Source organism: Ramlibacter algicola (genome assembly GCF_016641735.1).
GTDB lineage: Bacteria > Pseudomonadota > Gammaproteobacteria > Burkholderiales > Burkholderiaceae_C > Ramlibacter > Ramlibacter algicola.
This window is the reverse complement of record NZ_JAEDAO010000001.1, coordinates 3350730-3377640: the sequence shown is the minus strand read 5'-3', so window position 1 is coordinate 3377640 and position 26911 is coordinate 3350730. Positions and strand designations below refer to the sequence as shown.

The following is a 26911-nucleotide window of genomic DNA, read 5'->3' as shown; positions in this document are numbered from 1 at the left end:
CGTGATCAGCCGCGCTCCACGGGGCGCGTGCGATCGCTGCACCACTCGCTCCAGCTGCCCGCGAACAGCGCAGGTGCCGGCAGGCCCGCGAGCTCCATCGCGATCACGTTCGGCACGGCGCTCACGCCGCTGCCGCAGTACGCCACCACGCCGGCCGGGTCACGGCCTTGCAACAGGTCGTCGAACTCCGCACGCAACTGCGTCGCGGATTTGAAGCGGCCGTCGGGGCCCAGGTTGCTCGCGAACGGGCGGTTCAACGCGCCCGGGATGTGGCCGGCCACCGGGTCGAGCGGTTCGACTTCGCCGTGGTAGCGGGGGGCCGCACGCGCGTCGACGAGCGTCTGGCCAGTGCCGCCCAGCTGCTTCGCCACGTCGCTCGCTCCGACCAGCCGCCGCAGCGGCGGGCGCAGCCCGAAGTTCGACTGGAAGTGCGCGGGCTCGTCGTCCGTGTTCACGTGGCCGCCGGCATCGATCCAGGCCTGCCAGCCGCCGTCGAGCACCGCCACCGCGTCGTGGCCGGCCCACTTGAGCATCCACCACAGGCGCCCGCAGTAGTTCGCGCCTTGGCGGTCGTACACGACGGCCTGCATGTCGTTCGCGAATCCCACGCTGCTGAGCCATAGCGCGAAGCGTTCGCGGCTGGGCAGCGGGTGGCGGCCGCCCGACATCGCGTCGGGATGCGGATGCACCTGGCCGTCGTCGCCCAGCGTGGGGTGGTCGGACAGGGCGGTGTCCAGGTCCGCGTGCACCGCGCCCGGGATGTGCGCGGCCTGGTACTGCTCCAGGCCGCTGGCGGGACGCGCCAGGTCGAAGCTGCAGTCGAAGACCATCAGCCGCGCGCCTTGCGTGCGCAGTGCCTCGAGCTGGTCGACGGTGATGAGGGTGGTGAACGCCATCAATGCTCCTCGGCAGGTGCGTTCGGCGCGGCGCGGGCGCGCAGCGCGGTGGCCGCGATGCCGCTGCCGACGATCAACGCCATGCCCAGCCAGGCCATCGGCGCGATCTCCTCGCCGAACAGCACGACGCTGAAGAGGGCGCCGAACACGATCCCGGAGTATTGCAAACTGGCCACGACCAGCGTGGCACCGTGGCTGTAAGCGCGCGTCATGCACCACTGGCCGATCGACGCGAAGATGCCCACGGGGAGCAGCCACAACGCGTGATTCCAGTCCCACCGCGACAGGCCGAGGATCGCCATCGCGACGGCACCGGCGAGCGCGGAGCCGACGGCGAAATAGAACACGGTGCGCGCTTCCGGCTCGCCCACGCGGCCCAGCGCCATCACCTGCATGTACGCGAACGCCGAGACGATGCCCGACAGCAGCCCGACGACGCCCGCGAACACCTGGTTCTGGTCGATGGTCGGCCGCAACGTGAGCAAGACCCCCACGAAGCCGGTGAGCACCGCGAACGCGAGCGGGCCCTGCGTCAGTCTGCCCGCGCGCGGGTTCCACGCGAGGATCGCGCCGCCCACCAGGAAGGCGGCGATCCACACGCTGCTCATGTAGTTGAGCGTCATCGCGGTGGCGAGCGGCAGGCCCGCGATGGCATAGAACCAGGCGCCGAGCGACAGCACCCCGATCAGGCTGCGCCACGCGTGCATGCCCAGGTACTGGGTGCGCAGCGACACGCGCTGCCGGCGCGCGAGCAGCCACATGAAGACCATGCCCAGCAGGCCGCGCCAGAACACCAGCTCCGCGGCGTTGAACCACTCGGAGGCGATCTTCACGCACACCGCCATGCTCGCGAAGCCGAACGCGGCCAGCACCATCCACAAGGCTTGCATCAGGAATCCATCGGATAGGGACGTGCCAGCCACGGCTGGCGCAGCAGGCGGTCCTGCTCGAAACGGGCGATGCGGTCGCGGTGCACGAGCGTGGCGCCGATCCAGTCGACGTCCTCGGTGAGCAGCAGCTGCTCGCGGGGCGAGCACGGGAACTGCCAGCCTTGGCCGGCCGCATGCAGTTCACGCGCCAGCACGTCGATGCGCGCGTGAAGCACCTGCAACTGCGCGGCTGCGAACAACGCGTCGATCGCCGCGGGCGGCAGCACGATTGCTGCGACGCCGTTGAGCGCGCAGTTCTGCCGGAAGATGTCGCCGAAGCTGGGCGCGACGACGGCACGGAAGCCATGGTCGCGCAACGCCCAGACCGCGTGCTCGCGGCTGGAGCCGCAGCCGAAGTTCTCGCGCGCGAGCAACACGGTGGCGCCGCGCAGCTCGGGGCGGTTCAGCACGAAGTCCGGGTCCGGCCGCCGGCGCGCGTGGTCGCTGCCGAGGTCGCCCGGATCGAGGTAGCGCCAGTTGTCGAACAGCACGGCGCCGTAGCCGCTGCGCGCCGTCGAGCGGCCGTACTGCTTGGGGAAGATGGCGTCGGTGTCGACGTTGGGGCGGTCCAGCGGCACCACCGTGCCGTCGTGGCGGCCACCCGGGAAGGCCGGCATCAGGGCGCCGGGCGCGACAGCCCCATCTGCGAGCGGTACCACTCGTGGAAGTGCTGCATGCCGTCTTCCATCGGGCTCTGGTACGGGCCGGCGTCGTCGGCGCCACGGTCCATCAGCGCCTTGCGGCCGGCGTCCATGCGCAGCGCGATCTCGTCGTCCTCGACGCAGGTCTCCATGTACGCGGCCTGCTGCGCCTCGACGAAGTCGCGCTCGAACGCGGCGATCTCCTCCGGGTAGAAGAAGGACACCATGTTCAGCGTCTCCTGCGGCGAGATCGGGTGGAGCGTGGACACCGTCAGCACGTGCGGGTACCACTCCACCATGATGTGCGGGTAGTACGTGAGCCAGATCGCGCCGTACTTCGGCGGCTCGCCCTCGCGGAACTGCAGCAGTTCCTTGTGCCAGCGCTCGTACACCGGGCTGCCGGCCTTGCCCAGCCGGTTGGCCACGCCCACGGTCTGCACCGAGTAGTGGTCGCGGAATTCCCAGCGCAGGTCCTCGCAGGTGACGAAGTTGCCCAGCCCCGGGTGGAACGGGCCGACGTGGTAGTCCTCGAGGTAGACCTCGATGAAGGTCTTCCAGTTGTAGTGGCAGCGGTGCAGCTCGACGCGGTCGAGCACCATGCCGGAGAAGTCCAGGTCGGGCGCGACGCGCATGTTCGCGAGGTCGGTGACGATGTCGCGGCCGTTGTCCTCGAACAGCAGGCCGTTCCACTCGCGCAGCTTCCAGCGCTCGAGGTCCAGGCAGGGGTCCTGCGCGAAGTGCGGCGCGCCCAGCAGCGTGCCCGCGGGGCTGTCGTGGCCGCCGCTGTAGGTCCAGCGGTGCAGCGGGCACACGATGTTGCCGCCGGCGCCGGTGAGCGAGCCGCGCCCGCGCTGGATCACCGCCTGCCGGTGGCGGCAGACGTTGGACACGAGCTCGATGCCTCGTTGCGTGCGAAGGAGCATGCGTCCTTCGCCTTCCTGGGGCAGCGCGTAGTAGTCGCCGGGCTCGGGCACGGACAACGCATGGCCCACGTAACGCGGGCCGCGCTGGAACAACGTGGCCATCTCGCGGCGGAAGAGCGCCTGGTCGAAGTAGCCGTGGACGGGAAGTTGGCTTCGGGCCTGCTGGAGCTGAAGACTTAAATCAGACATATCACCTGACCTAGAGACTCCCCCTATGAAGGGGCAGGAAAGCGCTTGGTCCGGGGACGCGGGCGCGAAAGGGACGGGATTGTACCCGTGGGGTGAGCCGTGGCCGGGCCGCCTAGAATCGACCCTTTGCGCGCGCCACGATGTCCGACCCCGCCAGCCAGCCCCCCGCCAGTTACGAAGCCGCGCTCGAGGAGCTCGAGCGCCTGGTCCAGGTGATCGAGTCGGGCCAGCTGCCGCTCGAGCAGCTGCTGTCCGGGTACAAGCGCGGCGCCGAGTTGCTGGCGTATTGCCGCGGCCGGCTGGAAGCCGTGGAAACCCAGATCAAGGTGCTCGACGAGGGCACGCTCAAGCCGTGGACGCCGCAGTGACCCCCACGTTCGACCTGCAGGCCTGGAGCGCGCGCCACCTCGCCACCGTCGAAGAAGCGCTGTCTCGCTGGGTCGTCGCCGACGCCCCAGCGGGCCTCGGCGAGGCGATGCGCTATGCGGTGCTCGATGGTGGCAAGCGCCTGCGTCCGCTGCTGGTGCTCGCCGCGGCGGAAGCGGTGCACGGCAACACGCAGGCGGCCCTGCGCGCAGGCTGCGCGGTCGAGCTGATCCACGCCTATTCGCTCGTGCACGACGACATGCCGTGCATGGACAACGACGTCCTGCGGCGCGGCAAGCCCACGGTGCACGTGAAGTTCGGCGAGGCGCGCGCGCTGCTCGCCGGCGACGCGCTGCAGGCGCTCGCGTTCGAGCTGCTCGCGCCGGACGGCGATGCAGTCCCTCCCGTGGTGCAGGCGCGCCTGTGCCGCCTGCTCGCGCGCTCCGCGGGCCACGAAGGCATGGCGGGCGGGCAGGCGATCGACCTGGCCAGCGTCGGCCGCGCGCTCGACGAAGCGCAGTTGCGCGAGATGCACCGCCTGAAGACCGGCGCTCTGCTGCAAGGCAGCGTCATGATGGGCGCCGCGTGCGGCGACACCGACGCCGCCGCCCGGGACGCGCTGTCCGCTTACGGCGCCGCCGTGGGGCTCGCCTTCCAGGTCGTCGACGACATCCTCGACGTCACGGCCGATTCGGCCACGCTGGGCAAAACCGCCGGCAAGGACGCGCAGCACGACAAGCCGACCTATGTGTCGGTGCTGGGACTGGAGCGGTCGCGCACCTTCGCGCGCGAGCTGCTCGCGCAGGCGCTCGACGCGCTCGCGCGCACCGGCCTGCCCGACACGCGCGCGCTGCACGCGCTGGCCCGCATGGTCGTCGACCGCAACCACTGACCGGACGCATTTCCGCATGGCCTTGCTCGAGAGCATCCATTCCCCCGCCGACCTGCGCCGGCTGCCGCGCGAGCAGCTGCCGCAACTGGCCGATGAACTGCGGTCCTACGTGCTGGACAGCGTGTCGCGCACGGGCGGGCACCTCAGCTCCAACCTGGGCACGGTCGAACTGACGATCGCGCTGCACTACGTGTTCAACACGCCGCACGACCGGCTCGTGTGGGACGTGGGCCACCAGACCTACCCGCACAAGATCCTCACTGGTCGCCGCGAGCGCATGGCCACACTGCGCCAGCTGGGCGGCCTGTCGGGGTTCCCGCGCCGCGACGAGAGCGAGTACGACACGTTCGGCACCGCGCACTCGTCCACCAGCATCTCCGCTGCACTGGGCATGGCCGTCGCCGCGCGCCGCAAGGGCGAGGACCGCCGCGCGGTCGCGATCATCGGCGACGGCGCGATGACCGCCGGCATGGCCTTCGAGGCGTTGAACAACGCCGGCGTCGCCGACGCCGACCTGCTGGTGATCCTGAACGACAACGACATGTCGATCAGCCCGCCGGTGGGAGCGCTCAACCGCTACCTCGCGCAACTGATGTCGGGCCAGTTCTACGCCGCCACGCGCAACGTCGGCAAAAACGTGCTGAAGGTCGCGCCGCCGCTGTTCGAGCTGGCCAAGCGCTTCGAGGAGCATGCCAAGGGCATGGTCGTGCCGGCCACGCTGTTCGAGAAGTTCGGCTTCAACTACATCGGCCCGATCGACGGCCACGACCTCGGCTCGCTGATCCCGACGCTGGAGAACATCCGCCACCTCAAGGGCCCGCAGTTCCTGCACGTCGTGACCAGGAAGGGGCAGGGCTACAAGCTGGCCGAGGCCGACCCGGTCGCATACCACGGTCCCGGCAAGTTCGACCCGAAAGTCGGCATCACCGCGCCCGCCACGCCGCCCAAGACGACCTTCACGCAGGTGTTCGGCCAGTGGCTGTGCGACATGGCCGCGCAGGACGCGCGGCTGGTGGGCATCACGCCCGCGATGCGCGAGGGCTCGGGGATGGTGGAGTTCGAGCGCCGCTTCCCCGACCGCTACTTCGACGTCGGCATCGCCGAGCAGCACGCCGTCACGTTCGCGGCCGGCCTCGCGTGCGAGGGCCTGAAGCCGGTCGTCGCGATCTATTCGACCTTCCTGCAGCGGGCCTACGACCAGTTGATCCACGACGTGGCGCTGCAGGACCTGCCGGTGGTGTTCGCGCTCGATCGCGCGGGCCTCGTCGGCGCCGACGGCGCCACGCACGCGGGCGCCTACGACATTGCCTACCTGCGCTGCATCCCGAACGTCAGCGTGGCCTGCCCGGCCGACGAGAACGATTGCCGGCGGCTGCTGACCACCGCGTTCCAGCACGAGCACCCGGTGGCCGTGCGCTACCCGCGTGGCGCGGGCGTCGGCGCTGCGATCGAGCCCGGCCTGCAGCCGCTGCCGTTCGGCCGCGGCGAGGTGCGGCGCCAGGGCGCGCCCGGCGGCATCGCGATCCTCGCTTTCGGCACGCTGCTGTACCCGGCGCTCGAAGCCGGCACCCGGCTCGAGGCGACGGTGGCGAACATGCGCTGGGCCAAGCCGCTCGATCGCGAGCTCGTGCTGGAGCTGGCGCGCACGCACGACGCGCTGGTGACGGTGGAGGAGGGCTGCATCGACGGCGGCGCAGGCAGCGCGGTCGCCGAACTGCTGGCGGCCGAGGGCATCGCCAGGCCGATGCTGCACCTGGGCCTGCCGGACCTGTTCATCGAGCACGGCGACCCGGCCAAGCTGCTGTCGCTGCAGGGACTCGACGCCGCCGGCATCGAACGCTCGGTGCGCGAGCGTTTTCGCGACCAGGTGCCGCGCACGGCGCCCGCGCTCAAGGTCGTGAACTGACCGCGCGCCGAGGGGGCGGCGCGCCGGGGGGTTGCCCGCAGAGGGAAAACCCCTGAGTACCTTCGTGGGGTGCCCTTCCACAATGGGGACCGGCATTGCTGACAAAAAGCTGTCGACTTCAACATCCCCGAGAGGAGTTCCCCCATGGATCGTCGTGCATTGATCAAGAACGCAGGCATCGCCGGCGTGCTGGCCGCCGGTGTCGCACCCGCCGTGCATGCCCAGGCCGCCATCCGGTGGCGCCTGGCCTCCAGCTTCCCCAAGTCGCTGGACACCATCTTCGGCGGCGCCGAAACCTTCGCCAACGCCGTCAAGGCGATGTCGGGCGGCAAGTTCGAGATCTCGGTGCATGCGGCCGGTGAACTGATGCCCGCCTTCGGCGTGGTCGACGGCGTGCAGCAAGGCACCGTCGAAGTCGCGCACACGGCGCCGTACTACTTCTTCGGCAAGGACGAGTGCTTCGCACTGGGCTGCGCCATCCCCTTCGGCCTGAACAGCCGACAGATGACCGCGTGGATGTTCGAGGGCAACGGCCTGAAGCTGATGCGCGAGTTCTACGCCAAGTACAACATCATCAACTTCCCGGCCGGCAACACGGGCGCGCAGATGGGTGGCTGGTTCCGCAAGGAAGTGAAGTCGCTCAACGACGTCAAGGGCCTGAAGTTCCGCATCGGCGGCTTCGGCGGCAAGATCTTCGAGCGCATCGGCGGCGTGCCGCAGAACATCCCGGGCGGCGAGATCTACCAGGCGCTGGAGAAGGGCACCATCGACGCGGCCGAGTGGGTAGGCCCGTACGACGACCTGAAGCTGGGCTTTTCCAAGATCGCGCCGTTCTATTACTACCCCGGCTGGTGGGAAGGCGGTCCCGAGCTGGACTGCCTGGTCAACCAGAAGGCGTACGACACGCTGTCCGCGGAGAACAAGGCCATCGTGCAGGCCGCGGCTTCGCAGGCGCACGTCACCATGCAGGCCAAGTACGACGCCGTGAACCCCGGCGCGCTCAAGCAGCTGGTGGGCGGCGGCACCAAGCTGCGCCCGTTCCCGACCGACATGATGAACGCGTCGTTCAAGGCCGCGATGGCGCTGTACTCCGAGCTCAACGCCAAGAACGAGAGCTGGAAGAAGATCTACGCGGACTACGCCAAGTTCCGCGCCGAGCAGAACCTGTGGTTCCGCTTCACCGAGGGCACGTTCGACCGCTTCATGCAGGCCCAGAAGCTCTGAGGACCGGGCGGCACTGCCGCCAGGAGCCAAACAAAAGGCCGCCTTCGGGCGGCCTTTCCCTTTCAGGCACCAGGGTTTGATCCGTCAGTGTCCTGCAAGGGTTGGCGCCCTGTGGGGCTGATCATGCGCGCGGCGCCGGACCGTCCGGCTGCATGAACACGAGCACAGGAGAGACATCGATGGATCGCCGTTCCCTCATCAAGCAAGCCGGCATCGCCGGCATCCTCGCCGCCGGCGCCGCGCCGGCCGTGCACGCGCAGCAGGCCCTGCGCTGGCGCATCGCGTCCAGCTTCCCCAAGTCCCTGGACACCATCTACGGCGGCGCCGAAGTGTTCGCGCAGAAGGTCAAGCAGCTGTCGGGCGGCAAGTTCGAGGTGTCGGTCCACGCGGCCGGCGAACTGATGCCCGCGTTCGGCGTCGTCGACGGCGTGCAGCAGGGCACGGTCGAGGCGGCCCACACCGCGCCTTACTACTTCTTCGGCAAGGACGAGACGTTCGCCATCGGCGGCGCGATTCCCTTCGGCCTGAACAGCCGCCAGATGAGCTCGTGGACCTTCGACGGCAACGGCCTGAAGCTGATGCGCGAGTTCTACGCCAAGTACAACATCATCAACTTCCCCTGCGGCAACACCGGCGCGCAGATGGGCGGCTGGTTCCGCAAGGAAATCAAGAGCGCCGCCGACCTCAAGGGCCTGAAGTTCCGCATCGGCGGCTTCGCCGGCAAGGTGCTGGAGCGCATGGGCGGCGTGCCGCAGAACATCCCCGGCGGCGAGATCTACCAGGCGCTGGAGAAGGGCACCATCGACGCGGCCGAGTGGATCGGCCCGTACGACGACCAGAAACTGGGCTTCAACAAGGTCGCGCCGTTCTACTACTACCCGGGCTGGTGGGAAGGCGGCCTGCAGCTGGACCTGTACGTGAACCAGAAGGCGTACGACGCGCTGAACGCCGAGCAGAAGGCCATCGTCGAAACGGCGACCGCCTACGCGCACGTCGAGATGCAGGCCAAGTACGACAACAAGAACCCGCAGGCGCTCAAGCAGCTGGTGGGCGCGGGCGCCAAGCTGCGCCCGTTCCCGGCCGACCTGATGGCGCAGGCGTTCAAGCAGTCGATGGCGCTGTACGACGAACTGGGCAAGAAGAACGAGAACTGGCGCAAGGTTTACGCGGACTACGCCAAGTTCCGCGCCGACCAGAACCTGTGGTTCCGCTTCACCGAAGCCACGTTCGACCGGTTCATGCAGAGCCAGAAGCTCTGATATCCGCGGCGGGTCGTCACGGAGACCCCGTGACGCCCACCGCGCCGTAACATCGCCCGCACGCCCTGGTGCGCGCAGACTCAAGCACAAGGAACTCCCATGGATCGCCGTTCAATCCTGAAGAACGCCGGCATCGCCGGCGTCCTCGCCGCGGGCATCGCGCCCGCCGTCCACGCGCAGGCCGCCGTTCGCTGGCGCCTCGCCTCCAGCTTCCCGAAGTCGCTCGACACCATCTTCGGCAGCGCGGAGAAGTTCGCCTCCACCGTCAAGGCGCTGTCGGGCGGCAAGTTCGAAGTGTCGGTGCACGCCGCCGGCGAACTGATGCCGGCGTTCGGCGTCGTCGACGCCCTGCAGAACGGCACGCTCGAGATGGCGCAGACCGCGCCGTACTACTTCACCGGCAAGGATTCCATCTTCGCCTTCGGCTGCGCCGTGCCCTTCGGGCTGACCGCGCGCCAGATGGACGCGTGGATGGAGCACGGCAACGGCCGCAAGCTGATGGACGCGTTCTACGCCAAGTACAACATGAAGAGCTTCAGCGCGGGCAACACCGGCACCCAGATGGGTGGCTGGTACCGCAAGGAGATCAAGACGGTCGCCGACCTCAAGGGCCTGAAGATGCGCATGGGCGGCGGCCTGTTCGGCGAGGCGATGGCCAAGCTGGGCGTGGTCGCGCAGAACATGCCGGCCGGCGAGGTGTACCAGGCGCTCGAGAAGGGCACGCTGGACGCGACCGAGTTCGTCGGCCCGTACGACGACGAGAAGCTGGGCTTCAACAAGGTCGCCCCGTTCTACTACTACCCCGGCTGGTGGGAAGGCGGCGCCGAGCTCGAGTTCTTCGTCAACACGAAGGCCTTCGAGGCGCTCTCGCCCGAGAACAAGGCGATCGTGGAAGCCGCGACCCAGGTCGCCGCGCGCGACATGACGGCCAAGTACGACTCGCTCAACCCCACGGCGCTCAAGCGCCTGGTGGCCGCGAAGACCAAGCTCAAGCCGTTCTCCAAGGAGATCATGAACGCCGGCTTCAAGGCGTCGATGGAAGTCTTCGCCGAGCACGAGGCCAAGTCGGCCGAGTTCAAGAAGATCCACCAGGACATGCGCGCCTTCCAGCGCGACCAGTTGCTGTGGACCCGCTTCTCGGAGTACTACTTCGATTCCTTCATGGCGAGCGTCAAGGTCTGAGGCCGCGAGGGCCGCATGCACGAAGGGGTCCCGCGGGACCCCTTTGTCATTCCTGCCATGCGTGGAACAGGCCGCCCCGGGCACTTTGATACGCTCAGCAGTTCGCGGGCCCCCACAACCACCAACCATCCGGGCCCGGCCAACCTGAAAGGAAATCCATGAACCGCCTTGCCCTCGCCCTCGCGTGCGGCGCCGTCCTTGCCGGGTGCGCCACCCAGCCGACGACCGAGGCCTCGCGCAACGACGATGCCTACGTCCCGATCGGCAGCAACATCCCGCGCCGGGACAAGAAGCCCGAGGAACGCGCCGTGTCGCAGGTGCCCCCGGGCCAGTACATCCCCGGGCCGTCCATGCCGCGCTGACCGCCCCCCGGTGCGACGATCGAAAGGAGCCCTGCAGGGCTCCTTTCATTTGGCCGCCCGCGTTCCCATGAAAAAGGGCCTCCGATGGAGGCCCTTCGCACGCCTGCAGTGGCGGTTCACTTCTTGCCGGTGCCGAACAACTCGTCGAGTTTTTTCTGCTCGTCGTCGGCCGAAGGGACCTCCGGGACCGGCACTTCCGGTTCGCTCGCCGCGCCGGCCGGTGCAGAGGCGCCGGGAGCTGCCGGTGCACCGGGAGCGCCCGGGGTGGCGAACGGGTCGTTGTTGCCGCCGCCGAAGTCCTGCAGCACGGGCATGTCGATCTTGACCTTGTCCAGGTCGATCTTCTCTTCCTTGTCGCGCGACACGATGCCCGGGAACGCGATGATCAGGCCCACCATGACGACCTGGATGATCACGAAGGGCACGGCGCCCCAGTAGATCTGCATCGTGGTGACGGGCGCGATGGTCTTCTTCGTCAGCTTGTCCACGTACTCGCGGATCGGCGCGACGCTGCGCAGGTAGAACAGCGCGAAGCCGAACGGCGGGTGCATGAACGAGGTCTGCATGTTCACGCCCAGCAGCACGCCGAACCAGATCAGGTCGATGCCCAGCTTGTCGGCCACCGGCGCCAGCAGCGGCACGACGATGAAGGACAGCTCGAAGAAGTCCAGGAAGAACGCCAGGAAGAAGATCAGGATGTTGACGACGATCAGGAAGCCGACCTGGCCGCCGGGCAGGCTGGTGAGCAGGTGCTCCACCCAGCGCGGGCCGTCGACGCCCTGGAACGACAGGCTGAACACGGTGGAACCCACCAGGATGAACACCACGAAGCAGGACAGCTTGGTGGTGGTGTTCAGGCCCTGCTTGAGCAGCGAGAACGTCAGCCGCCCGCGCGCGGCCGCCATGATGATGGCGCCGAGCGCGCCCATCGCGCCGCCTTCGGTGGGCGTCGCGATGCCCAGGAAGATGGTGCCCAGCACCAGGAAGATCAGCAGCAGCGGCGGGATCAGCACGAAGGTCACGCGCTCGGCGATGCGCGAGAGCAGGCCCAGGCGCGTCACCTTGTTCACCACCGCGGCGACGAAGGCCAGGATGACGCCGAAGGCCATCGACACCACGATGGTCTCGTCCGTCGCCACCCGCACCGGCTCCGTCGAACCGCGCCACCAGGCGACGACATGGTCGTAGTACTCGCCCAGCCCGATGGCCGCGGCGGTACAGATGACCGTCAGCGCCACGAGCGAGGGCAGGCCGCTGCGGCCGTCGTCCTCGCGGATCGTGCGTGCCTCGATCGGCAGCGCCGGCGCGTTCTTCGGCTTGAACACCGCCACCGCGATCACGTACAGGATGTAGAAGCCGGTGAGGATGAAGCCCGGGATGAACGCGCCCTTGTACATGTCACCGACGCTGCGGCCCAGCTGGTCGGCCAGCACGATCAGCACCAGCGACGGCGGGATGATCTGCGCCAGGGTGCCCGAGGCGGCAATGACGCCCGTGGCCAGGCGGCGGTCGTAGCCGTAGCGCAGCATGATGGGCAGCGAGATCAGGCCCATCGAAATGACGGAGGCCGCGACGACGCCGGTGGTGGCGGCCAGCAGCGCGCCCACCAGCACGACGGCGATGGCCAGGCCACCGCGCAGCGGCCCGAACAGCTGGCCGATGGTGTCCAGCAGGTCCTCGGCCATGCCGCTTCGCTCCAGGATCAGCCCCATGAGCGTGAAGAACGGGATCGCCAGCAGCGTGTCGTTCTGCATGATCCCGTAGATGCGCAGCGGCAGCGCCTGCATCAGCGACTCGGGCAGCACGCCCAGTTCGATGCCGACGAAGCCGAAGAACAGCCCGCACGCGCCCAGGCTGAACGCCACCGGGAAGCCAAGCAGCAGGAAGAAGATGAGGCCCCCGAACATGATCGGGGCCAGGTTTTGGGTGATGAACGCCATCATGGTCAGACCTTGCCTTCCGCCTCCGCCAGGCGGCGGATTTCCTCGGCGAGCTCCTCCTCGGCCGACTTCTCGCCCTTCTTCACCGCCGGGTCCTCGATCAGGCCCATGGCGAAGGCGACGCGCTTGATCAATTCGGACAGCCCCTGCAGCAGCAGCAGGGCGAAGCCGATGGGCATCATCAGGTACACGGGCCAGCGGATCAGGCCGCCGGCGTTGGAGGACATCTCGCCGGAGCGGAAGCCCTGGAGGAAGAACGGCACCGCCATCCACAGGATCACCGCCGCCACCGGCAGCAGGAACACCACGAAGCCGAAGATGTCGATCCAGTTCTGCGTCTTGCGGGACAGGCGGCCGTAGATCACGTCGATCTTCACGTGCTCGCCCTGCAGCAGCGTGTACCCGGCGGCCAGCAGGAAGGACGCGGCGAACAGGTACCACTGCACTTCGAGGTACGCGTTCGAACTCATGTTGAACGCCTTGCGGACCACGGCGTTCACGCCGCTGATGATCGTGGAGCCCAGGATCAGCCAGATGATCCACCGGCCCACCTGGTTGGACAGCCAGTCGATCGCCCGCGACAACTTCAGCAAGGCCTGCATGGGGCTTGTCTCCGGAAAGGTTGGATGTGCGCCGACGAAGCAAAGCGGGCGCATGCCCGCGCACTTTCGTTCTAGGGAATTGTCGAACTGGACTATAAGGGGACGCTGACGCCTTCTTGACGCGTCCCGCTCCGTATTTACACGGGGTGCGGGCGAGTTGCCGCATTCTCCTCCCCATGCCTCACCCCGCACCCCCGCCGCCAGCCAGTGACGACGTCCGCCGCGCCGGCGCCGACCGGCTGTCGCTGGCGCTGATGGACGCGCGCAACCAGACGCTCGCGCTGCTGGCGCGCTGGGGCGAGTCATCGTTGTCCGTCCCCTGCCAGCTGGGACTGGAGCGCATCGAATGGCTGGCCGGGCACGTGGGCTGGTTCGCGGAGTGGTGGATCGGGCGCAACCCGCGGCGCGGCCTGGGCCGCCGCTGCCCGCCCGACGCGCCGCGGCTGCCCTCGGTGCTGCCGATGGCCGACCGTTGGTACCACCCGCTGCAAGCGCCGCACGCGAGCCGCTGGGACATGCCGCTGCCCGACCTGGGCGAGGTGCGCGGCTACCTGCTCGAGACCTTCGAGAGCACGCTGGACCTGCTGGAGCGCACCGCGGCCGATGACGAAGCGCTGTACTTCTTCCGCGCCGCCTTGGTGCACGAGGACCTGCGCGGCGAACAGCTGGTGCGCCAGGCGCAGGGGCTCGGCCTGGCGCTGCCCATCCCGCTGCCCGTGGCCGCCGCGATGCGCGAGCCGCTGTCCTTGCCGGCGACCCGCTGGACGCTCGGCACCGAGGGCTCCACGTTCTCTTTCGACGTCGAGCGTGGCCACGAGGAGGTCGACGTCCCCGAGTTCGAGATCGACGCGCAGCCGGTCACCTGGGGCCAGTACGTCGAGTTCGTCGCCGATGGCGGCTACGACCGCGCGGAGCTGTGGCATCCGCAGGGCTGGGCCTGGCTGCAGGCGCAGCCCGAGGGACGGCGAGCGCCACGCTACGTCGACCAGATCGCCGTTGGCAGCGGGGCCGTGCTGCAGGCGCACTTCGGCCGGCCGACGCGCATGGCCTCGCAGCAACCTGTGCTCCACGTGTGCTGGTGGGAGGCCGACGCCTGGACCCGGTGGGCGGGCCGCCGCCTGCCCACCGAAGTGGAGTGGGAGGTCGCGGCCACGCGCGCGGGCTCGCGCGGCTTCCGCTGGGGCGACGTGCACGAATGGACGGCCGGCACGCTGCGGCCGTGGACGGGCTACTCGCCGGACCCGTGGACACGCCACGGCGACTTCGACGCCGAGCCTCTGTTCGGCCAGGCGCGCGTGCTGCGCGGCGCGCCCTACATCTCCCGCCCGCGGTTGCGCTGGCCGCAGCGCCGCGGGTTCGCGCTGCCCGGCCGCGACGACCTCTTCACGGGATTCCGAAGCTGCGCCGTCTGACAGGCGCGCGTGCGGCGGGCCTACAGACCCCGGCGGGGCCGCCGCCCAGCATGCCTGCATGAGCGCTCCCGCGAGCACCCGAGCGGTGTGGAAAGGCGCGATCAGCTTCGGGCTGGTCCATATTCCCGTCGTGCTGTACAGCGCGACCGCGGACGTACGCCCGAAATTCAACCTGATCGATTCGTCCACCATGAGCCCGGTCGGCAACCGGCAGGTGAGCAAGACGACCGGCGAGGCGGTGCAGCGCGAGGAACTGGTCAAGGGCATCCAGGTCGAGGAAGGCCAGTACGTCGTGCTCTCCAAGGAGGAAATCCGCAACGCGCTGCCCAAGACGACGCAGACGATCGAGATCGAGGCGTTCGTGGATGTCGCCTCCATTCCCGCCGCTTTCTTCAACAAGCCGTACCACGTGGCCCCCGGCGCGCGCGGGCTGAAGCCGTTCGCGCTGCTGCGCGACGTGCTCGAGCGCACCGGCAAGGTCGGCATCGCGAAGGTGGTGATGTCGACCAAGCAGCACCTGGCGGCGCTGATGCCCTCGGGCGAGGGCCTGGTGCTCGAGCTGCTGCGCTGGTCGGACGAGGTGCGCGATGCGCCCTCGTCGACGCTGGGTGACACGGGCGCGGCGGCACCGAACGAGCGCGAACTGAAGATGGCCGAGCAACTCGTGAACGAGCTCGCGGGCGAGTGGAGCCCGGACCTGTTCCACGACGAGTTCCGCGAGAAGCTCCAGCAGCTGGTGCAGGCCAAGGCCGAGAAGGGCGACGTCGCGACCTTGCAGCCGCTGCCCGGCGAGGAAACGCCCGAGTCCAGCGCCGACGTGCTGGACCTCACGGAGCTGCTGCGCCGCAGCCTGCAAGCCAAGGCGCCGGCACCTGCGCCGGCGAGTTCGCGCCGCAGCAGTGCGGCAGCGAACGACGAGCCGGAAGCCGCGCCCCGCCGCAAGGCCGCGGCCGCGAAGACCACCGCGCGGGCGCGCAGCAGCGTCAAGGCCGCAGCGAGCAGTCCGCCGAGCGGCAAGCCTGCCGCGGGACCGCGGAAGAAAACCTAACGCGATCGCTTCGGGCGATCGAAGCGCCACCAGGGCAACTGCCGGTGGAGGCTCAGCACCTCCCCCGAGTGCCATGGCTCGTACCCGGCCAGGCGCGACAGTTCCTGTTGCCACGCGGTCGATGCCAGCACCTCACGCAATGCGCGCACCGGTGGTTCCTCCAGCACGGACTTGAGGCACACGAGGTAGTACTCCTCGTGCAGCAGCGGCACGAAGCCCAGGCCGCGGCTGGCTGCGGCTGCTTCGATGCCGAGGCCCGCGTCCGCGCTGCCCGACGCGATCGCTTCGGCGACGGCGGCATGCGACGGCTCTTCGCGCGTCCAGCCGCCGACCTGCCCGGGCGCGATACCCGCGTCCGCCAGCAGTTCTTCGGCCAGCACGCGCGTGCCGGTGCCGGGCGCGCGATTCACGAACCGGATGCCGTTGCGTGCGAGGTCCTGCAGGCTGGTGATGCGCAGGGGATTGCCGCGCGCCACGACCAGGCCCTGGGGCCGACGCGCGAACCCGAGCAGCTTGTGCAGCCCGGGCCGCAGCAGCGGCTGGTAGGTGCGCTGCGCCAGCGATCCCGGCGGCGACTGCGGCGGCACGTGGAAGCCGGCGATCGTGCAGCGGCCTTCGTTGAGCGACGCGATCGCATCGAGGCTGCCCATGAAGCGCACGTCGAGGTGCAGGCGGGCGGCGCTCGCGGCGCGGCTGCGCAGCAGCGCGACCGCGTCGTCATGGCTCGCGTGCACGGTGAGCACGTGCGCGGCATCGTCGAAGGCGACGGCGAACGCGCGCTCCAGGTCGGCGTGCAGCGCCTCGATCTGCGGTGCCAGCCGCGCCTGCGCCTGCCTTTCGGCCCACACCAGCTTGTCGGCGAACTCGGTCAGCCGCGCGGGCTGGCCCTTCTCCCACACGACCAGGCCCCGCCCGAGTTCGGCTTCCCAGCGTTTGAGTTCGCCCCACACGTGGCGGTAGGAATGGCCCAGCGCGGTGGCTGCACCGGAAATCGAGCCGTTCACGCGCACGGCATCGAGCAGTGCGATCAGCGGGTTGTGCAGCGCCGAGCCCGGCGCATGGGGGCCGGATGCGAGGCTGTAGGAGAGTTCGACGCGGCGCACGCGGCCGAGCATAAGCGCTATGTCGCGCCATTCATAAGTTGAAGAACGGATCGCGCATCGCGGCGAGCCTTCCTAGGATCGCTGCATCCGCGCAGGAGCCGCGGCACAGGAACACAGACCATGGAGTCCCTCCACCCGACGACCCGCCGTGCCTTCGCGGCCGCCGTGCTGGCCTTCGCCTGCGGCGCCTTCGCGCAGCAGGCGCCGACGACCACGATCACGATGGCGTCGACGACGTCCACCGAGCAGTCGGGCCTGTTCGGCCACTTGCTGCCCGCGTTCACCGCGGCCACCGGCATCGGCGTGAAGGTCGTCGCGGTCGGCACCGGCCAGGCCATCGACATGGCGCGCCGCGGCGATGCCGACGTGCTGTTCGTGCACGACCAGCCCGCCGAGGAGAAGTTCGTCGCCGACGGCTTCTCGCAGCGCCGCTACCCGGTCATGTACAACGACTTCATCCTCGTCGGCCCCAAGGCCGACCCGGTCGGGACGAAGGGCAGCGACATCGTGGCGGCGCTGCGCAAGATCGCCGCGGCCAATGCGCCGTTCATCTCGCGCGGCGACAAGAGCGGCACGCATGCGTCCGAGCTGCGCTACTGGAAGGCAGCCGGCGACCGCAAGGGCAGCGGCTACAGGGAATGCGGTTGCGGCATGGGACCGGCGCTGAACATCGGCGCCTCGAGCAACGCCTACGTGCTCGCCGACCGCGGCACCTGGCTCAATTTCAGGAACCGCGGCGACCTGGCCGTCCTCGTGGAGGGCGACAAGCGCCTGTTCAACCAGTACGGCGTCATGGTGGTGAGCCCGCAGAAGTTCCCACACCTGAAACCGGCGGAGGCGCAGAAGTTCGTCGACTGGGTGACCTCGCCTGCCGGCCAGGCGGCCATCGCCAGCTACAGGATCGGCGGCGAGCAGCTGTTCTTCCCGAACGCGAACGCGCGCTGACGCACGTCAGCGCACGAGCGCGGCGGACTTCACCTGCGCCCACGCGCGCTGGCCGGGCGCGAGCCGCAGCGCATCGGCCGCGCGGGACGTGATGCGCGCCAGCAGCACGCTGCCGCCGGCCTGCAACTGCACGACCACTTGCGACGGATGCGCGGACGCCGAGAGACCGGCGATCGTGCAAGGCAGGATGTTCTGGATGCTCGTCGTGCCGTCCTGGGCTGGCTCGATCGCGATGCTGACGTCGCGCGCCAGCACGCGCACGCGCACCGCACGGCCGGTGGGCACGCCATCGTCGCGCAGCCACAGCGCGCCACCGTCGAAGTCGACGCGCGCGAGGTGCCAGTGCGCGTCGACGGCGCCGATGCGCCCCTGCAGCAGCGCTGCGGCTTCCTCCTCGCGCGCGAAGGGCAGGTCGGCGCGTGCGAGCGTCGCCGCCAGCGGGCCGTGCGCGCGCACGCGCCCGTCCTCGAGGAGCACGACGGTGTCCGCCAGCCGCGCGACCTCGTCCGCGGAATGCGTGACGTACAGCATCGGCAAGCGGACCTCGTCGCGCAGGCGCTCGAGCCAGGGCATCACGTCGCCACGCCGTGCCGGGTCGAGCGCGGCGAGCGGCTCGTCGAGCAGCAGCAGCCGGGGCCGCGTGGCGAGCGCGCGGGCGATGGCGACGCGCTGGCGCTCACCGCCCGAGAGATCGTGCGTGTTCCGGTCGAGCAGGTGGCCGATGCCGAGCAGCGCGATCACGTCATCGAGTGCGATGTCGGGGCCACCGGCCGCACGCCGCTGCGCATAGGCCAGGTTGCCGCGCACGCTCAGGTGCGGGAACAGGCTCGCTTCCTGGAACACGTAGCCGACCGCGCGGCGCCACGGGGGCAGGAACACTCGCTGCGCATCGTCCTGCCAGGTCTCGCCCGCGACGCGCACGCTGCCTCGCGCGCGCTCCAGGCCGGCGACGCAGCGCAGCACCGTCGTCTTCCCGGAGCCCGAGGGGCCGAACAGCGCCGTGATGCCGTCGGCGGGCATCGGCAGGTCGACGTCGAGCGTGAACCCCGGGCGCTGCAAGGCGAGCCGCAGTCGCGCGTCGCTCATGGCCCCACCCGCGGCATGCGGCGCGCGAACAGCGCCAGGGCGAGCAGCACGGCGAACGAGAACAGCACCATCGCGAGCGCCAGCCCGTGCGCCTGCGCGTACTCGAGCGCCTCGACGTGGCCGTAGATCTGCGTCGACACGACGCGCGTCTGGCCGGGAATGTTGCCGCCGATCATCAGCACGACGCCGAACTCGCCGACGGTGTGCGCGAAGGCGAGGATCCCTGCGGTGAGGAATCCATGCCGCGCCAGCGGCACGGCGATGCTGAAGAACGCGTCGAGCGGGCGGGCACGCAACGTGGCGGCGGCTTCCAGCGGGCGCGGACCGAGCGCGGCGAAGGCGGCTTGCAGCGGCTGCACCGCGAAGGGCAGCGAATACAGCACCGATGCGACCACCAGCCCGCCGAAAGTGAAGGGCAGCAAGCCGAGCCCGAGGGCGTGCGTCGCCTGCCCGCCCCAGCCCTGCGGGCCGAACACCACCAGCAGGTAGAAGCCGATCACCGTGGGCGGCAGCACCAGCGGCAGCGCGACGACCGCGCCGACCACCGCGGCCCAGCGCGTGCGTGCACGGGCGAGCCACCACGCGAGCGGCGTCGCCAGCACCAGCAGCACGACGGTCGTGGTGAACGCCAGCCGCAGCGTGAGGCCGATGGCCTGCAGGTCGGCGGGATCGAGCGCGATCACGGTTCGTAGCCGTGCGCGCGCAGGATGGCGCGCGCGGCGGGGCCGCGCAGGTAGGCCAGCAGCGCGGCCGCCGCAGGCCTGTCCTTGCCGGGGAGCAGCAGCACGGCGTCTTGCCGCAGGGGCGCGTGCAGCGACGCCGGCACGATCCAGGCCGAGCCGCTGGTGAGTCGGCCGTCGAGCATCACCTGCGAGAGCGCCACGAAGCCGAGCGCCGCATTGCCGGTGCTGGCGTACTGGAAGGCCTGGCCGATGTTCTCGGCTTGCACCAGGCGCGGTTGCAGCGTCGCCGCCAGCCCGAGCTTGTCGATCGCCTGCAGCGCTGCCGCACCATACGGTGCGAGCTTCGGGTCGGCGATGGCGATCTTGCCGGTTCCCGGTTGCCGAAGCACGTCGCCGCGCGCATCGACCAGCGCGGCGTTCGCACTCCACAGCACGAGCCGCCCCGTCGCATAGGTGAAGTGCGTACCGGGCACCGCCAAGCCTTCGCGCTCCAGTCTTGCCGGCGTCTCGTCGTCGGCGGCCAGCAGGACCTGGAACGGCGCGCCGTTCTTCACCTGCGCGTAGAAGCGGCCGGTCGATCCGATCGACAGGACGGCGTGATGGCCGGTGTCCCGCTGGAACGCCGCGGCGATCTTCTGCATCGGCCCGGCGAAGTTCGCGGCGACCGCCACCGGCACGTCGGCAGCCGCTGCGCTCGCGCTGCCGAGCAGGGCGAGGGCGATCGTGGCGAGGCGGGCGAGCATGGGCGTGCGGAAGAGCAGGGGAGTGTACGCAGCCGCGTCTCGGCTTCCTCGAGGAGCCAACGCGACCGCAGCTGTTCCATTTTGAGAATTTCCCCGGGCCCGCCCCGGCGGTCAGGGTTTCGCCTAGCAGGAGGGGGCGGGCACGGGCGAAAAATGGCCCGGCCACCCCGGACAAAGGAGACAAGCATGCAGGTCGAATTCAAGGTCAACGGCCGCGCCGAGCGCATCGACGTTCCTCCCAACACGCTGCTGGTCACCGCGCTGCGCGAGACGCTGAGGCTCACCGGCACGCACGTCGGCTGCGACACCGCGCAATGCGGCGCCTGCACGGTGCTGGTCAATGGCCGCGCGGTGAAGTCCTGCAACACGCTGGCGGCGCAGCAGCAGGGCGCCGAGATCACCACCATCGAAGGTGTCGCCCAGCCGGACGGCACGCTGCACCCGATGCAGGCCGCGTTCAAGGAGTGCCATGGCCTGCAATGCGGCTTCTGCACGCCGGGGATGGTGATGAGCGCGCTGGACCTGTGCAAGCAGCACCCGAACGCCGACGAGGCGACGATCCGCGAGCACCTCGAGGGCAACCTGTGCCGCTGCACGGGGTACCAGAACATCGTCAAGGCCGTGAAGCAGGGCATGGCGGCCGGCGCCACCATCTGAAGGAGCAGCGACCATGGGTGCTTCCGATTTCGCCAAGCTGCCGCACATCGGCGAGAGCCTGCGCCGGCGCGAGGACATGCGCTTCCTCACGGGCGCCGGCCAGTACACCGACGACATCCAGCTGGCCAACCAGCGTTACGCCGTGTTCGTGCGCTCGCCGCACGCCCACGCCACGATCAAGTCGATCGACGCTTCGCGTGCCGAGGCGATGCCGGGCGTGCGCAAGGTGTTCACCGGCAAGGACATCGAAGGCAAGATGAACGGGCTGCCGTGCGGCTGGCTGATCACCAGCACCGACGGCACGCCGATGAAGGAGCCGCCGCACCCGGTGCTCGCGCAGGGCAAGGTGCGCTACGTCGGCGACCAGGTCGCGATGGTGGTGGCCGACACGCTGCAGGCCGCGCGCGATGCGGCCGAGGCGGTCGACGTCGACTACGAGCCGCTGCCCGCGGTCGTGGACATGCGCGAAGCCACCAAGGGGCCCGCGCTGCACGACGCGGCGCCGGACAACCACTGCTACAAGTGGGCGATCGGGGACAAGGGACAGGTCGATGCGGTGTTCGCGAAGGCGGCGCACGTCACGACGCTGAACCTCACCAACAACCGGCTGATCCCCAACGCCATCGAGCCGCGATCAGCGATCGGCGCCTACAACCGCGCCACCGACGACTACACGTTGTACGTCGCCAACCAGAACCCGCACGTCGAACGCCTGCTGATGACGGCTTTCGTGCTGGGCCTGCCCGAGCACAAGGTCCGCGTCATCGCGCCGGACGTCGGCGGCGGCTTCGGCTCCAAGATCTTCCTGTACGCCGAGGACGTGGCGGTCACCTGGGCTGCCAGGCAGCTCAATTGCGCGGTGAAGTGGACGGCGGACCGCAGCGAAGCCTTCCTCACCGACGCGCACGGCCGCGACCACGTCACGCGTGCCGAGATGGCGATGGACAAGGACGGCAAGTTCCTCGCGCTGCGCGTGCACACCGACGCCAACCTGGGTGCGTACCTGTCGACGTTCTCGACCGCGGTGCCGACCATCCTGTACGCCACGCTGCTGGCGGGCCAGTACACGACGCCACAGATCTACGTCGAGGTGGACGCGTGGTTCACCAACACGGCGCCAGTCGACGCGTATCGCGGCGCGGGCCGGCCCGAAGCGACGTACATGCTCGAGCGTCTCGTCTCGCGCTGCGCGTGGGACATGGGCCTGGGACAGGACGAGATCCGCAAGCGCAATTTCATCACCAGCTTCCCGTACCAGACGCCGGTCGCGCTGCAGTACGACACGGGCGACTACGTGGCGTGCATGGACAACGCGAAGAAGCTGGCGGAAGTCGACGGCTACGAGCAGCGCAAGCGGGCCAGCGAAGCCAAGGGCCTCAAGCGCGGCATCGGCTACAGCAGCTACATCGAAGCATGCGGCATCGCGCCGTCGAACATCGCCGGTGCGCTGGGCGCGCGGGCGGGCCTGTTCGAGTGCGGCGAGATCCGCGTGCACCCGACCGGCAGCGTGACGGTGTTCACCGGCTCGCACAGCCACGGCCAGGGGCACGAGACCACGTTCGCGCAGGTCGTCGCGGCGCGGCTGGGCATCCCGGTGGAGAACGTCGACGTCGTGCACGGCGACACGGGCCGCGTGCCGTTCGGCATGGGCACCTACGGCTCGCGCTCGATCAGCGTCGGCGGCGCGGCGATCATGAAGGCGCTGGACAAGATCGAGGCCAAGGCCAAGAAGATCGCGGCGCACCTGATGGAAGCCAGCGACGCCGACATCGAGTTCGCCGGCGGCGAATTCAAGGTCAAGGGCACCGACAAGAAGATCCCGTTCGGCCAGGTGGCGCTGACGGCGTACGTGCCGCACAACTACCCGCTCGACAAGCTGGAGCCCGGGCTGAACGAGACGGCCTTCTACGACCCGACCAACTTCACGTTCCCGGCGGGTACCTACATCTGCGAGGTCGAAGTCGACCCGCAGACCGGTGTCGTGCGCGTGGACCGCTTCACCGCCGTCGACGACTTCGGCACCATCATCAACCCGATGATCGTGGAGGGGCAGGTGCACGGCGGCATCGTGCAGGGCATCGGCCAGGCGCTGATGGAGCAGGCGGTCTACGACAAGGAATCCGGGCAGCTGCTCACCGGCAGCTACATGGACTACACCATGCCGCGCGCCAGCGACTTCCCAAACTTCCAGCTCGGCACCGTGTGCACGCCCTGCACGCATAACCCGCTGGGCACCAAGGGCTGCGGCGAAGCGGGCGCCATCGGCTCGCCGCCGGCGGTGATCAACGCCGTGCTCGACGCGCTGCACGACCTCGGGGTGCAGGACTTCGACATGCCCGCCACGCCCTCGCGCGTGTGGCAGGCCATCCAGCGCACCCAGGCCTGAGGAGGACACGACCATGTACGCATTCACCTTCGAACGGCCCACCACGCTGGCCGACGCGCAGAAGCTCGCGGGTGCCGGCGGCAAGCCGCTGGCCGGCGGGCAGACGCTGCTGGCCTCGATGAAGCTGCGGCTGGCCAGCCCCGAGCAGCTGGTCGACCTCACCGCGGTGCGCGAACTGGCGTTCGTGCGTCGCGAGGGCAACGCGCTCGTGATCGGCGCGATGTGCAAGCACGCGGAAGTCGCCGGCAATGCCGAGGTCAAGGCATCGATCCCGGCGCTGGCCGACCTGGCGGGCCAGATCGGCGACCGGCAGGTGCGCAACCTCGGCACCATGGGCGGCTCGGTCGCGAACAACGACCCGGCGGCCTGCTATCCGGCTGCAGTGCTCGCGCTCGACGCCACGGTGCACACCACCAAGCGCAAGGTCGCGGCCGCCGACTTCTTCCAGGGGCTGTTCACGACGGCGCTGGAAGAGGGCGAGCTCATCACGCAGGTCAGCTACCCGATCCCGAAGAAGGCGGCGTACATGAAGTTCCGCCAGCCGGCGTCCCGCTTCGCGCTCATCGGCGTGTTCGTCGCGCAGACCGACCAGGGCGTGCGCGTCGCGGTCACCGGCGGTGGCAACGGCGTGTTCCGGCACCAGGAACTGGAGCAGGCGCTCACGCGCAGCTTCACCCCCGAGGCGGCCGCCGGCGTGAAGGTCTCCGCGGACGGCCTGTCGAGCGACCTGCACGGCACCGCCGCGTACCGGGCCAACCTGATCGGCGTGATGGCGCAACGCGCCGTCGCCAAGGCCCTCGGCTGACGCAGGCGCGGGGCCGCCGCTATCCTGTGCGCGTGACCCCCGCCTCCATCGACGATCTGCTCGCGGGCCTGCAGGCGGCCGGCTACCACGCCGACCGCCGGCTCGCCACCGCCGCCTTCCTCGCGCTGCGCCTGCAGCGCCCCTTGCTGCTCGAGGGCGAACCGGGCGTCGGCAAGACCGAGCTGGCCAAGTCGCTCGCGCAGGTGCTGGGCCGCGAGTTGCTGCGCCTGCAGTGCTACGACGGGCTCGAACACCGCGACGCGCTGTACGAGTGGAACTACGCCGCGCAGCTGCTGCACATGCGCGCGGTGGAAGGCCGCGAGTCGGTCGACGAGATCGAGCGCGAGGTCTACCAGCCGCGCTACCTGATCCGCCGGCCGCTGCTGCAGGCGTTGCAGGCGCCGGCGCCGGGCGCGGTGCTGCTGGTGGACGAAGTCGACCGCGCCGACGAGCCCTTCGAAGCCTTCCTGCTCGAATACCTCGGCGAGTACCAGGTCAGCATCCCGGAGATCGGGACGGTGCGCGCCGTGGTGCCGCCGGTGACCATCCTCACCAGCAACCGCACGCGCGACCTGCACGACGCGGTGAAGCGCCGCTGCCTGTACCACTGGCTCGACTATCCCGACCGGGAGCGTGAACTGGCCATCGTGCGTTCGCGGGTGCCCGGCCTGGCCGATTCGCTCGCGCGGCAAGTCGCGGACTTCGTCAGCCGCCTGCGCAGCCAGCCGTTCGCCGATGCCTTCCAGCGCGTGCCCGGTATCGCCGAGAGCGTGGAGTGGGCGCGCGCGCTCGTGGCACTGGACACACTGGCGCTGGACCCCGAGGTGGTGACCGGCACCGCCGGCATCCTGTTCAAGCAGCGCGAGGACGTCGCGGCGCTCACGCACGAGCGCGCGACGGAGCTGCTGCGTCCCGAACCCGCCTGAGGCGCGCCATGCAGCTCGGCGACGCACGCACCGGCAAGATGGCCGACAACCTGGTGGCCTTCGGCCGCGCGTTGCGGCGCGCCGGCGTGCCGGTCGACAGCGCGCGCATCGCGCTGGCCGGTGAAGCCGCCACGCTGGTCGACGTCGGCCGGCGCGGCGACCTGCAGGCGGCGCTGGAATCCACGCTCGTCAGCCGTGCGCAGGACCGCGAGGTGTTCGTCGAGCTGTTCGACACCTTCTTCCGCGATCCCGACGTCGCCGCCAAGCTGCTCGCGCAGATGTTGCCCAGCGCCGAGGCGCCGGGCGAGCGCAGCAAGCAGCGGCCGCGCGTGCGCGAGGCACTGGCACCCGCCAAGGCGCCCGCCCTGGCGGCCACGAAGAGCGATGACGATCGCGTGGAGCTCGACGCCGCCATGACCGCGAGCGAGGAGCTCCGCCTGCGCCATGCGGACTTCAACGCGCTCGGCGCCGACGAGTACCGGCTGGTCGAACGCCTCGCGCGGGCGCTGCCGCTCGCGATGCCGGAAGTGGCGAGCCGCCGCACCGGTGCCGCGGGCCGCGGCACGCGTCCGCACTGGGCGCGCACGCTGCGCGACGCGGGTCGCAGCGGGGGTGAACTGGTGCGCCTCATCGAACGCCGCCGCCGCCGCCAGCGCCTGCCGCTGCTCGTGCTGGTCGACGTGTCGGGCTCGATGGAGCGCTATGCACGGCTGCTGCTCGCGTTCCTGCACGCTGCCACGCGTGGGCTGCGCCGTGACGTGTTCGCGTTCGGCACGCACCTGACCGACCTCACGCCCGCGTTCAAGCTGGCGGACACCGACGCGATGCTCGAGGCGGCCGGCCGCGCGATCGACGATTTCGCCGGCGGCACGCGCCTGGGCGAGTCGCTGGCGGCCCTGCACCGCGCGCATGGGCGGCGCCTCGTCGGCGGCCGCACGCTGGTGCTGCTGGTCACCGACGGCCTGGACACGGGCGAGCCGGAGGTGCTCGCGCGGGAACTCGATTGGCTGCGGCTGCACAGCCGCCGCGTGCTGTGGCTCAACCCGCTGCTGCGCTTCGACGGCTACCAGCCGCTCGCGCGCGGCGCCGCGGTGCTGCACCGGCAGGCGCATGGGATGCTTGCCGTTCACAACCTCGCACGGCTCGAAGAACTGGCGGCGGCCATCGCCGCCGTGATGCAACGCTGAAGGATCCACCATGGAGATGCAGGGCAGCCGCCAGCTGGCGGCCTCACAACAGGAAGCGTGGGAAGCGCTCAACGACCCCGAGGTCCTGCGCGCCTGCATTCCCGGCTGCGACAAGGTCGAGCGCGCCGGCGACGACCGCTTCACGCTGGCGATGTCGGTGAAGATCGGGCCGGTCGCCGCGAAGTTCACCGGCAAGATCCAGCTGTCGGACGTGCAGCCGCCGGAGAGCTACACGCTGGCGTTCGAAGGGCAGGGGGGCCCGGCGGGCTTCGGCAAGGGCACGTCGAAGGTCCGACTGACGCCGAATGCGCAGGGCTGTGAACTGGCGTACAGCGTGAATGCGCAGGTCGGCGGCAAGATCGCGCAGGTCGGCCAGCGGCTGATCGACGGCGTGGCGCGCTCGATGGCCGAGGAGTTCTTCCAGCGCTTCGACGCCGAGATGCAGCGGCGGCATCCGGCGCCTGCGACGGCGGGCGATGCGCCAGCATCCGTTGCGGCAACCGATCCGGCGGACGCCGCAGCCGTGGCGCCGTCGCGCGGCGGACTGTCCTTGTGGGCCGGGCTGGCGGCGCTCGCGCTGTGCATCGGCGCCGCGCTGTACCTGCTGCGCTGAAGGGGC

26 protein-coding genes are annotated in these 26911 nt (G+C 69.9%); 16 read left to right on the top strand and 10 right to left on the bottom strand.

Annotated elements, in window-relative coordinates:
* Positions 1–5: 5 nt before the first annotated feature.
* The 4 genes from I8E28_RS16505 to I8E28_RS16490 are packed head-to-tail and all read right to left on the bottom strand — an operon-like array spanning position 6 to position 3578.
* A complete protein-coding gene (locus tag I8E28_RS16505; RefSeq protein ID WP_200789206.1) occupies positions 6–896 on the bottom strand; it encodes a sulfurtransferase in 891 nt (296 codons plus the stop codon).
* Positions 896–1786, bottom strand: a complete 891-nt coding sequence (locus tag I8E28_RS16500; protein WP_200789205.1) for a DMT family transporter — start codon at positions 1784–1786, stop codon at positions 896–898. Before I8E28_RS16500 ends, I8E28_RS16505 begins: the two co-directional genes overlap by 1 nt.
* Positions 1786–2442, bottom strand: coding sequence for a 3-isopropylmalate dehydratase small subunit (gene leuD, locus I8E28_RS16495; protein ID WP_200789204.1), 657 nt, complete (start codon positions 2440–2442; stop codon positions 1786–1788). Before leuD ends, I8E28_RS16500 begins: the two co-directional genes overlap by 1 nt.
* On the bottom strand, positions 2442–3578 hold the full coding sequence (locus tag I8E28_RS16490; RefSeq protein ID WP_200789203.1) for an aromatic ring-hydroxylating oxygenase subunit alpha: 1137 nt from the start codon (positions 3576–3578) through the stop codon (positions 2442–2444). The genes leuD and I8E28_RS16490 overlap by 1 nt, the downstream gene beginning before the upstream one ends.
* A gap of 140 nt (positions 3579–3718) precedes the next feature.
* Here I8E28_RS16490 and I8E28_RS16485 point away from each other — a divergent pair, with 140 nt between their 5' ends.
* The 7 genes from I8E28_RS16485 (at position 3719) to I8E28_RS16455 (ending at position 10769) form a co-directional block, all read left to right on the top strand.
* Complete coding sequence (locus I8E28_RS16485; protein WP_200789202.1) at positions 3719–3946, top strand: exodeoxyribonuclease VII small subunit; 228 nt, start codon at positions 3719–3721, stop codon at positions 3944–3946.
* Positions 3931–4836: a farnesyl diphosphate synthase gene (locus I8E28_RS16480; RefSeq protein WP_200789201.1), complete on the top strand. Its 906-nt coding sequence runs from the start codon at positions 3931–3933 to the stop codon at positions 4834–4836. The genes I8E28_RS16485 and I8E28_RS16480 overlap by 16 nt, the downstream gene beginning before the upstream one ends.
* A 16-nt stretch (positions 4837–4852) precedes the next feature.
* Entirely contained in the window at positions 4853–6742 is a 1890-nt protein-coding gene (gene dxs / locus I8E28_RS16475; protein WP_200789200.1) for a 1-deoxy-D-xylulose-5-phosphate synthase, read from the top strand.
* Positions 6743–6886: 144 nt separating this feature from the next.
* Positions 6887–7966: a TRAP transporter substrate-binding protein gene (locus I8E28_RS16470; protein ID WP_200789199.1), complete on the top strand. Its 1080-nt coding sequence runs from the start codon at positions 6887–6889 to the stop codon at positions 7964–7966.
* A 179-nt stretch (positions 7967–8145) separates the two neighbouring features.
* A complete protein-coding gene (locus I8E28_RS16465; RefSeq protein WP_200789198.1) occupies positions 8146–9225 on the top strand; it encodes a TRAP transporter substrate-binding protein in 1080 nt (359 codons plus the stop codon).
* Between the two features lie 99 nt (positions 9226–9324).
* Complete coding sequence (locus tag I8E28_RS16460) at positions 9325–10407, top strand: TRAP transporter substrate-binding protein (protein WP_200789197.1); 1083 nt, start codon at positions 9325–9327, stop codon at positions 10405–10407.
* Between the two features lie 158 nt (positions 10408–10565).
* A complete protein-coding gene (locus I8E28_RS16455) occupies positions 10566–10769 on the top strand; it encodes a hypothetical protein (protein WP_200789196.1) in 204 nt (67 codons plus the stop codon).
* A 116-nt stretch (positions 10770–10885) separates the two neighbouring features.
* Here I8E28_RS16455 and I8E28_RS16450 read toward each other — a convergent pair whose 3' ends face one another.
* Together I8E28_RS16450 and I8E28_RS16445 are read right to left on the bottom strand one after the other, a co-directional pair.
* The gene (locus I8E28_RS16450; RefSeq protein ID WP_200789195.1) at positions 10886–12709 is read right to left on the bottom strand and encodes a TRAP transporter large permease; all 1824 of its coding nucleotides are present in this window, start codon (positions 12707–12709) and stop codon (positions 10886–10888) included.
* A gap of 5 nt (positions 12710–12714) precedes the next feature.
* A complete protein-coding gene (locus I8E28_RS16445; RefSeq protein WP_200789194.1) occupies positions 12715–13311 on the bottom strand; it encodes a TRAP transporter small permease subunit in 597 nt (198 codons plus the stop codon).
* 176 nt (positions 13312–13487) lie between these two features.
* Between I8E28_RS16445 and I8E28_RS16440 the strand changes: the two genes are divergently transcribed.
* Both I8E28_RS16440 and ku read left to right on the top strand, forming a co-directional pair.
* On the top strand, positions 13488–14723 hold the full coding sequence (locus tag I8E28_RS16440; protein ID WP_200789193.1) for an SUMF1/EgtB/PvdO family nonheme iron enzyme: 1236 nt from the start codon (positions 13488–13490) through the stop codon (positions 14721–14723).
* A gap of 58 nt (positions 14724–14781) precedes the next feature.
* Positions 14782–15771: a non-homologous end joining protein Ku gene (ku, locus tag I8E28_RS16435; protein WP_200789192.1), complete on the top strand. Its 990-nt coding sequence runs from the start codon at positions 14782–14784 to the stop codon at positions 15769–15771.
* Here the strand turns inward: ku and I8E28_RS16430 are convergent.
* Positions 15768–16874, bottom strand: coding sequence for a substrate-binding domain-containing protein (locus I8E28_RS16430; protein ID WP_200789191.1), 1107 nt, complete (start codon positions 16872–16874; stop codon positions 15768–15770). The two genes, ku and I8E28_RS16430, sit on opposite strands and share 4 nt — an antisense overlap.
* A gap of 120 nt (positions 16875–16994) precedes the next feature.
* Here I8E28_RS16430 and I8E28_RS16425 point away from each other — a divergent pair, with 120 nt between their 5' ends.
* Positions 16995–17819, top strand: a complete 825-nt coding sequence (locus I8E28_RS16425; RefSeq protein WP_200789190.1) for an ABC transporter substrate-binding protein — start codon at positions 16995–16997, stop codon at positions 17817–17819.
* Positions 17820–17825: 6 nt separating this feature from the next.
* On the opposite strand, the gene modC is transcribed toward I8E28_RS16425, so the two are convergent.
* The 3 genes from modC to modA are packed head-to-tail and all read right to left on the bottom strand — an operon-like array spanning position 17826 to position 20331.
* A complete protein-coding gene (gene modC / locus I8E28_RS16420) occupies positions 17826–18905 on the bottom strand; it encodes a molybdenum ABC transporter ATP-binding protein (RefSeq protein ID WP_200789189.1) in 1080 nt (359 codons plus the stop codon).
* The gene (gene modB, locus I8E28_RS16415; RefSeq protein WP_200790431.1) at positions 18902–19585 is read right to left on the bottom strand and encodes a molybdate ABC transporter permease subunit; all 684 of its coding nucleotides are present in this window, start codon (positions 19583–19585) and stop codon (positions 18902–18904) included. Before modB ends, modC begins: the two co-directional genes overlap by 4 nt.
* On the bottom strand, positions 19585–20331 hold the full coding sequence (modA, locus tag I8E28_RS16410) for a molybdate ABC transporter substrate-binding protein (RefSeq protein WP_200789188.1): 747 nt from the start codon (positions 20329–20331) through the stop codon (positions 19585–19587). Before modA ends, modB begins: the two co-directional genes overlap by 1 nt.
* A 186-nt stretch (positions 20332–20517) precedes the next feature.
* Between modA and I8E28_RS16405 the strand changes: the two genes are divergently transcribed.
* Genes I8E28_RS16405 through I8E28_RS16380 form a run of 6 tightly spaced genes read left to right on the top strand, consistent with a single transcriptional unit; the run spans position 20518 to position 26905 of the window.
* On the top strand, positions 20518–20988 hold the full coding sequence (locus I8E28_RS16405; RefSeq protein WP_200789187.1) for a (2Fe-2S)-binding protein: 471 nt from the start codon (positions 20518–20520) through the stop codon (positions 20986–20988).
* A 13-nt stretch (positions 20989–21001) separates the two neighbouring features.
* Entirely contained in the window at positions 21002–23374 is a 2373-nt protein-coding gene (locus I8E28_RS16400) for a xanthine dehydrogenase family protein molybdopterin-binding subunit (protein ID WP_200789186.1), read from the top strand.
* Positions 23375–23387: 13 nt separating this feature from the next.
* Entirely contained in the window at positions 23388–24179 is a 792-nt protein-coding gene (locus I8E28_RS16395) for an FAD binding domain-containing protein (RefSeq protein WP_200789185.1), read from the top strand.
* Between the two features lie 32 nt (positions 24180–24211).
* Positions 24212–25105: an AAA family ATPase gene (locus I8E28_RS16390; RefSeq protein ID WP_420850222.1), complete on the top strand. Its 894-nt coding sequence runs from the start codon at positions 24212–24214 to the stop codon at positions 25103–25105.
* An 8-nt stretch (positions 25106–25113) separates the two neighbouring features.
* The gene (locus I8E28_RS16385; protein WP_200789183.1) at positions 25114–26292 is read left to right on the top strand and encodes a vWA domain-containing protein; all 1179 of its coding nucleotides are present in this window, start codon (positions 25114–25116) and stop codon (positions 26290–26292) included.
* 10 nt (positions 26293–26302) lie between these two features.
* Complete coding sequence (locus I8E28_RS16380; protein ID WP_200789182.1) at positions 26303–26905, top strand: SRPBCC family protein; 603 nt, start codon at positions 26303–26305, stop codon at positions 26903–26905.
* Positions 26906–26911 lie beyond the last annotated feature (6 nt).

Bases quoted from the DNA above. Each gene is read 5' to 3' on its own strand.
- I8E28_RS16505 (WP_200789206.1), bottom strand. From the start codon at position 896: ATGGCGTTCACCACCCTCATCACCGTCGACCAGCTCGAGGCACTGCGC.
- I8E28_RS16500 (WP_200789205.1), bottom strand. From the start codon at position 1,786: ATGCAAGCCTTGTGGATGGTGCTGGCCGCGTTCGGCTTCGCGAGCATG.
- leuD (WP_200789204.1), bottom strand. From the start codon at position 2,442: ATGCCGGCCTTCCCGGGTGGCCGCCACGACGGCACGGTGGTGCCGCTG.
- I8E28_RS16490 (WP_200789203.1), bottom strand. From the start codon at position 3,578: ATGTCTGATTTAAGTCTTCAGCTCCAGCAGGCCCGAAGCCAACTTCCC.
- I8E28_RS16485 (WP_200789202.1), top strand. From the start codon at position 3,719: ATGTCCGACCCCGCCAGCCAGCCCCCCGCCAGTTACGAAGCCGCGCTC.
- dxs (WP_200789200.1), top strand. From the start codon at position 4,853: ATGGCCTTGCTCGAGAGCATCCATTCCCCCGCCGACCTGCGCCGGCTG.
- I8E28_RS16470 (WP_200789199.1), top strand. From the start codon at position 6,887: ATGGATCGTCGTGCATTGATCAAGAACGCAGGCATCGCCGGCGTGCTG.
- I8E28_RS16465 (WP_200789198.1), top strand. From the start codon at position 8,146: ATGGATCGCCGTTCCCTCATCAAGCAAGCCGGCATCGCCGGCATCCTC.
- I8E28_RS16460 (WP_200789197.1), top strand. From the start codon at position 9,325: ATGGATCGCCGTTCAATCCTGAAGAACGCCGGCATCGCCGGCGTCCTC.
- I8E28_RS16455 (WP_200789196.1), top strand. From the start codon at position 10,566: ATGAACCGCCTTGCCCTCGCCCTCGCGTGCGGCGCCGTCCTTGCCGGG.
- I8E28_RS16450 (WP_200789195.1), bottom strand. From the start codon at position 12,709: ATGGCGTTCATCACCCAAAACCTGGCCCCGATCATGTTCGGGGGCCTC.
- I8E28_RS16445 (WP_200789194.1), bottom strand. From the start codon at position 13,311: ATGCAGGCCTTGCTGAAGTTGTCGCGGGCGATCGACTGGCTGTCCAAC.
- I8E28_RS16440 (WP_200789193.1), top strand. From the start codon at position 13,488: ATGCCTCACCCCGCACCCCCGCCGCCAGCCAGTGACGACGTCCGCCGC.
- ku (WP_200789192.1), top strand. From the start codon at position 14,782: ATGAGCGCTCCCGCGAGCACCCGAGCGGTGTGGAAAGGCGCGATCAGC.
- I8E28_RS16425 (WP_200789190.1), top strand. From the start codon at position 16,995: ATGGAGTCCCTCCACCCGACGACCCGCCGTGCCTTCGCGGCCGCCGTG.
- modC (WP_200789189.1), bottom strand. From the start codon at position 18,905: ATGAGCGACGCGCGACTGCGGCTCGCCTTGCAGCGCCCGGGGTTCACG.
- modA (WP_200789188.1), bottom strand. From the start codon at position 20,331: ATGCTCGCCCGCCTCGCCACGATCGCCCTCGCCCTGCTCGGCAGCGCG.
- I8E28_RS16405 (WP_200789187.1), top strand. From the start codon at position 20,518: ATGCAGGTCGAATTCAAGGTCAACGGCCGCGCCGAGCGCATCGACGTT.
- I8E28_RS16400 (WP_200789186.1), top strand. From the start codon at position 21,002: ATGGGTGCTTCCGATTTCGCCAAGCTGCCGCACATCGGCGAGAGCCTG.
- I8E28_RS16395 (WP_200789185.1), top strand. From the start codon at position 23,388: ATGTACGCATTCACCTTCGAACGGCCCACCACGCTGGCCGACGCGCAG.
- I8E28_RS16385 (WP_200789183.1), top strand. From the start codon at position 25,114: ATGCAGCTCGGCGACGCACGCACCGGCAAGATGGCCGACAACCTGGTG.
- I8E28_RS16380 (WP_200789182.1), top strand. From the start codon at position 26,303: ATGGAGATGCAGGGCAGCCGCCAGCTGGCGGCCTCACAACAGGAAGCG.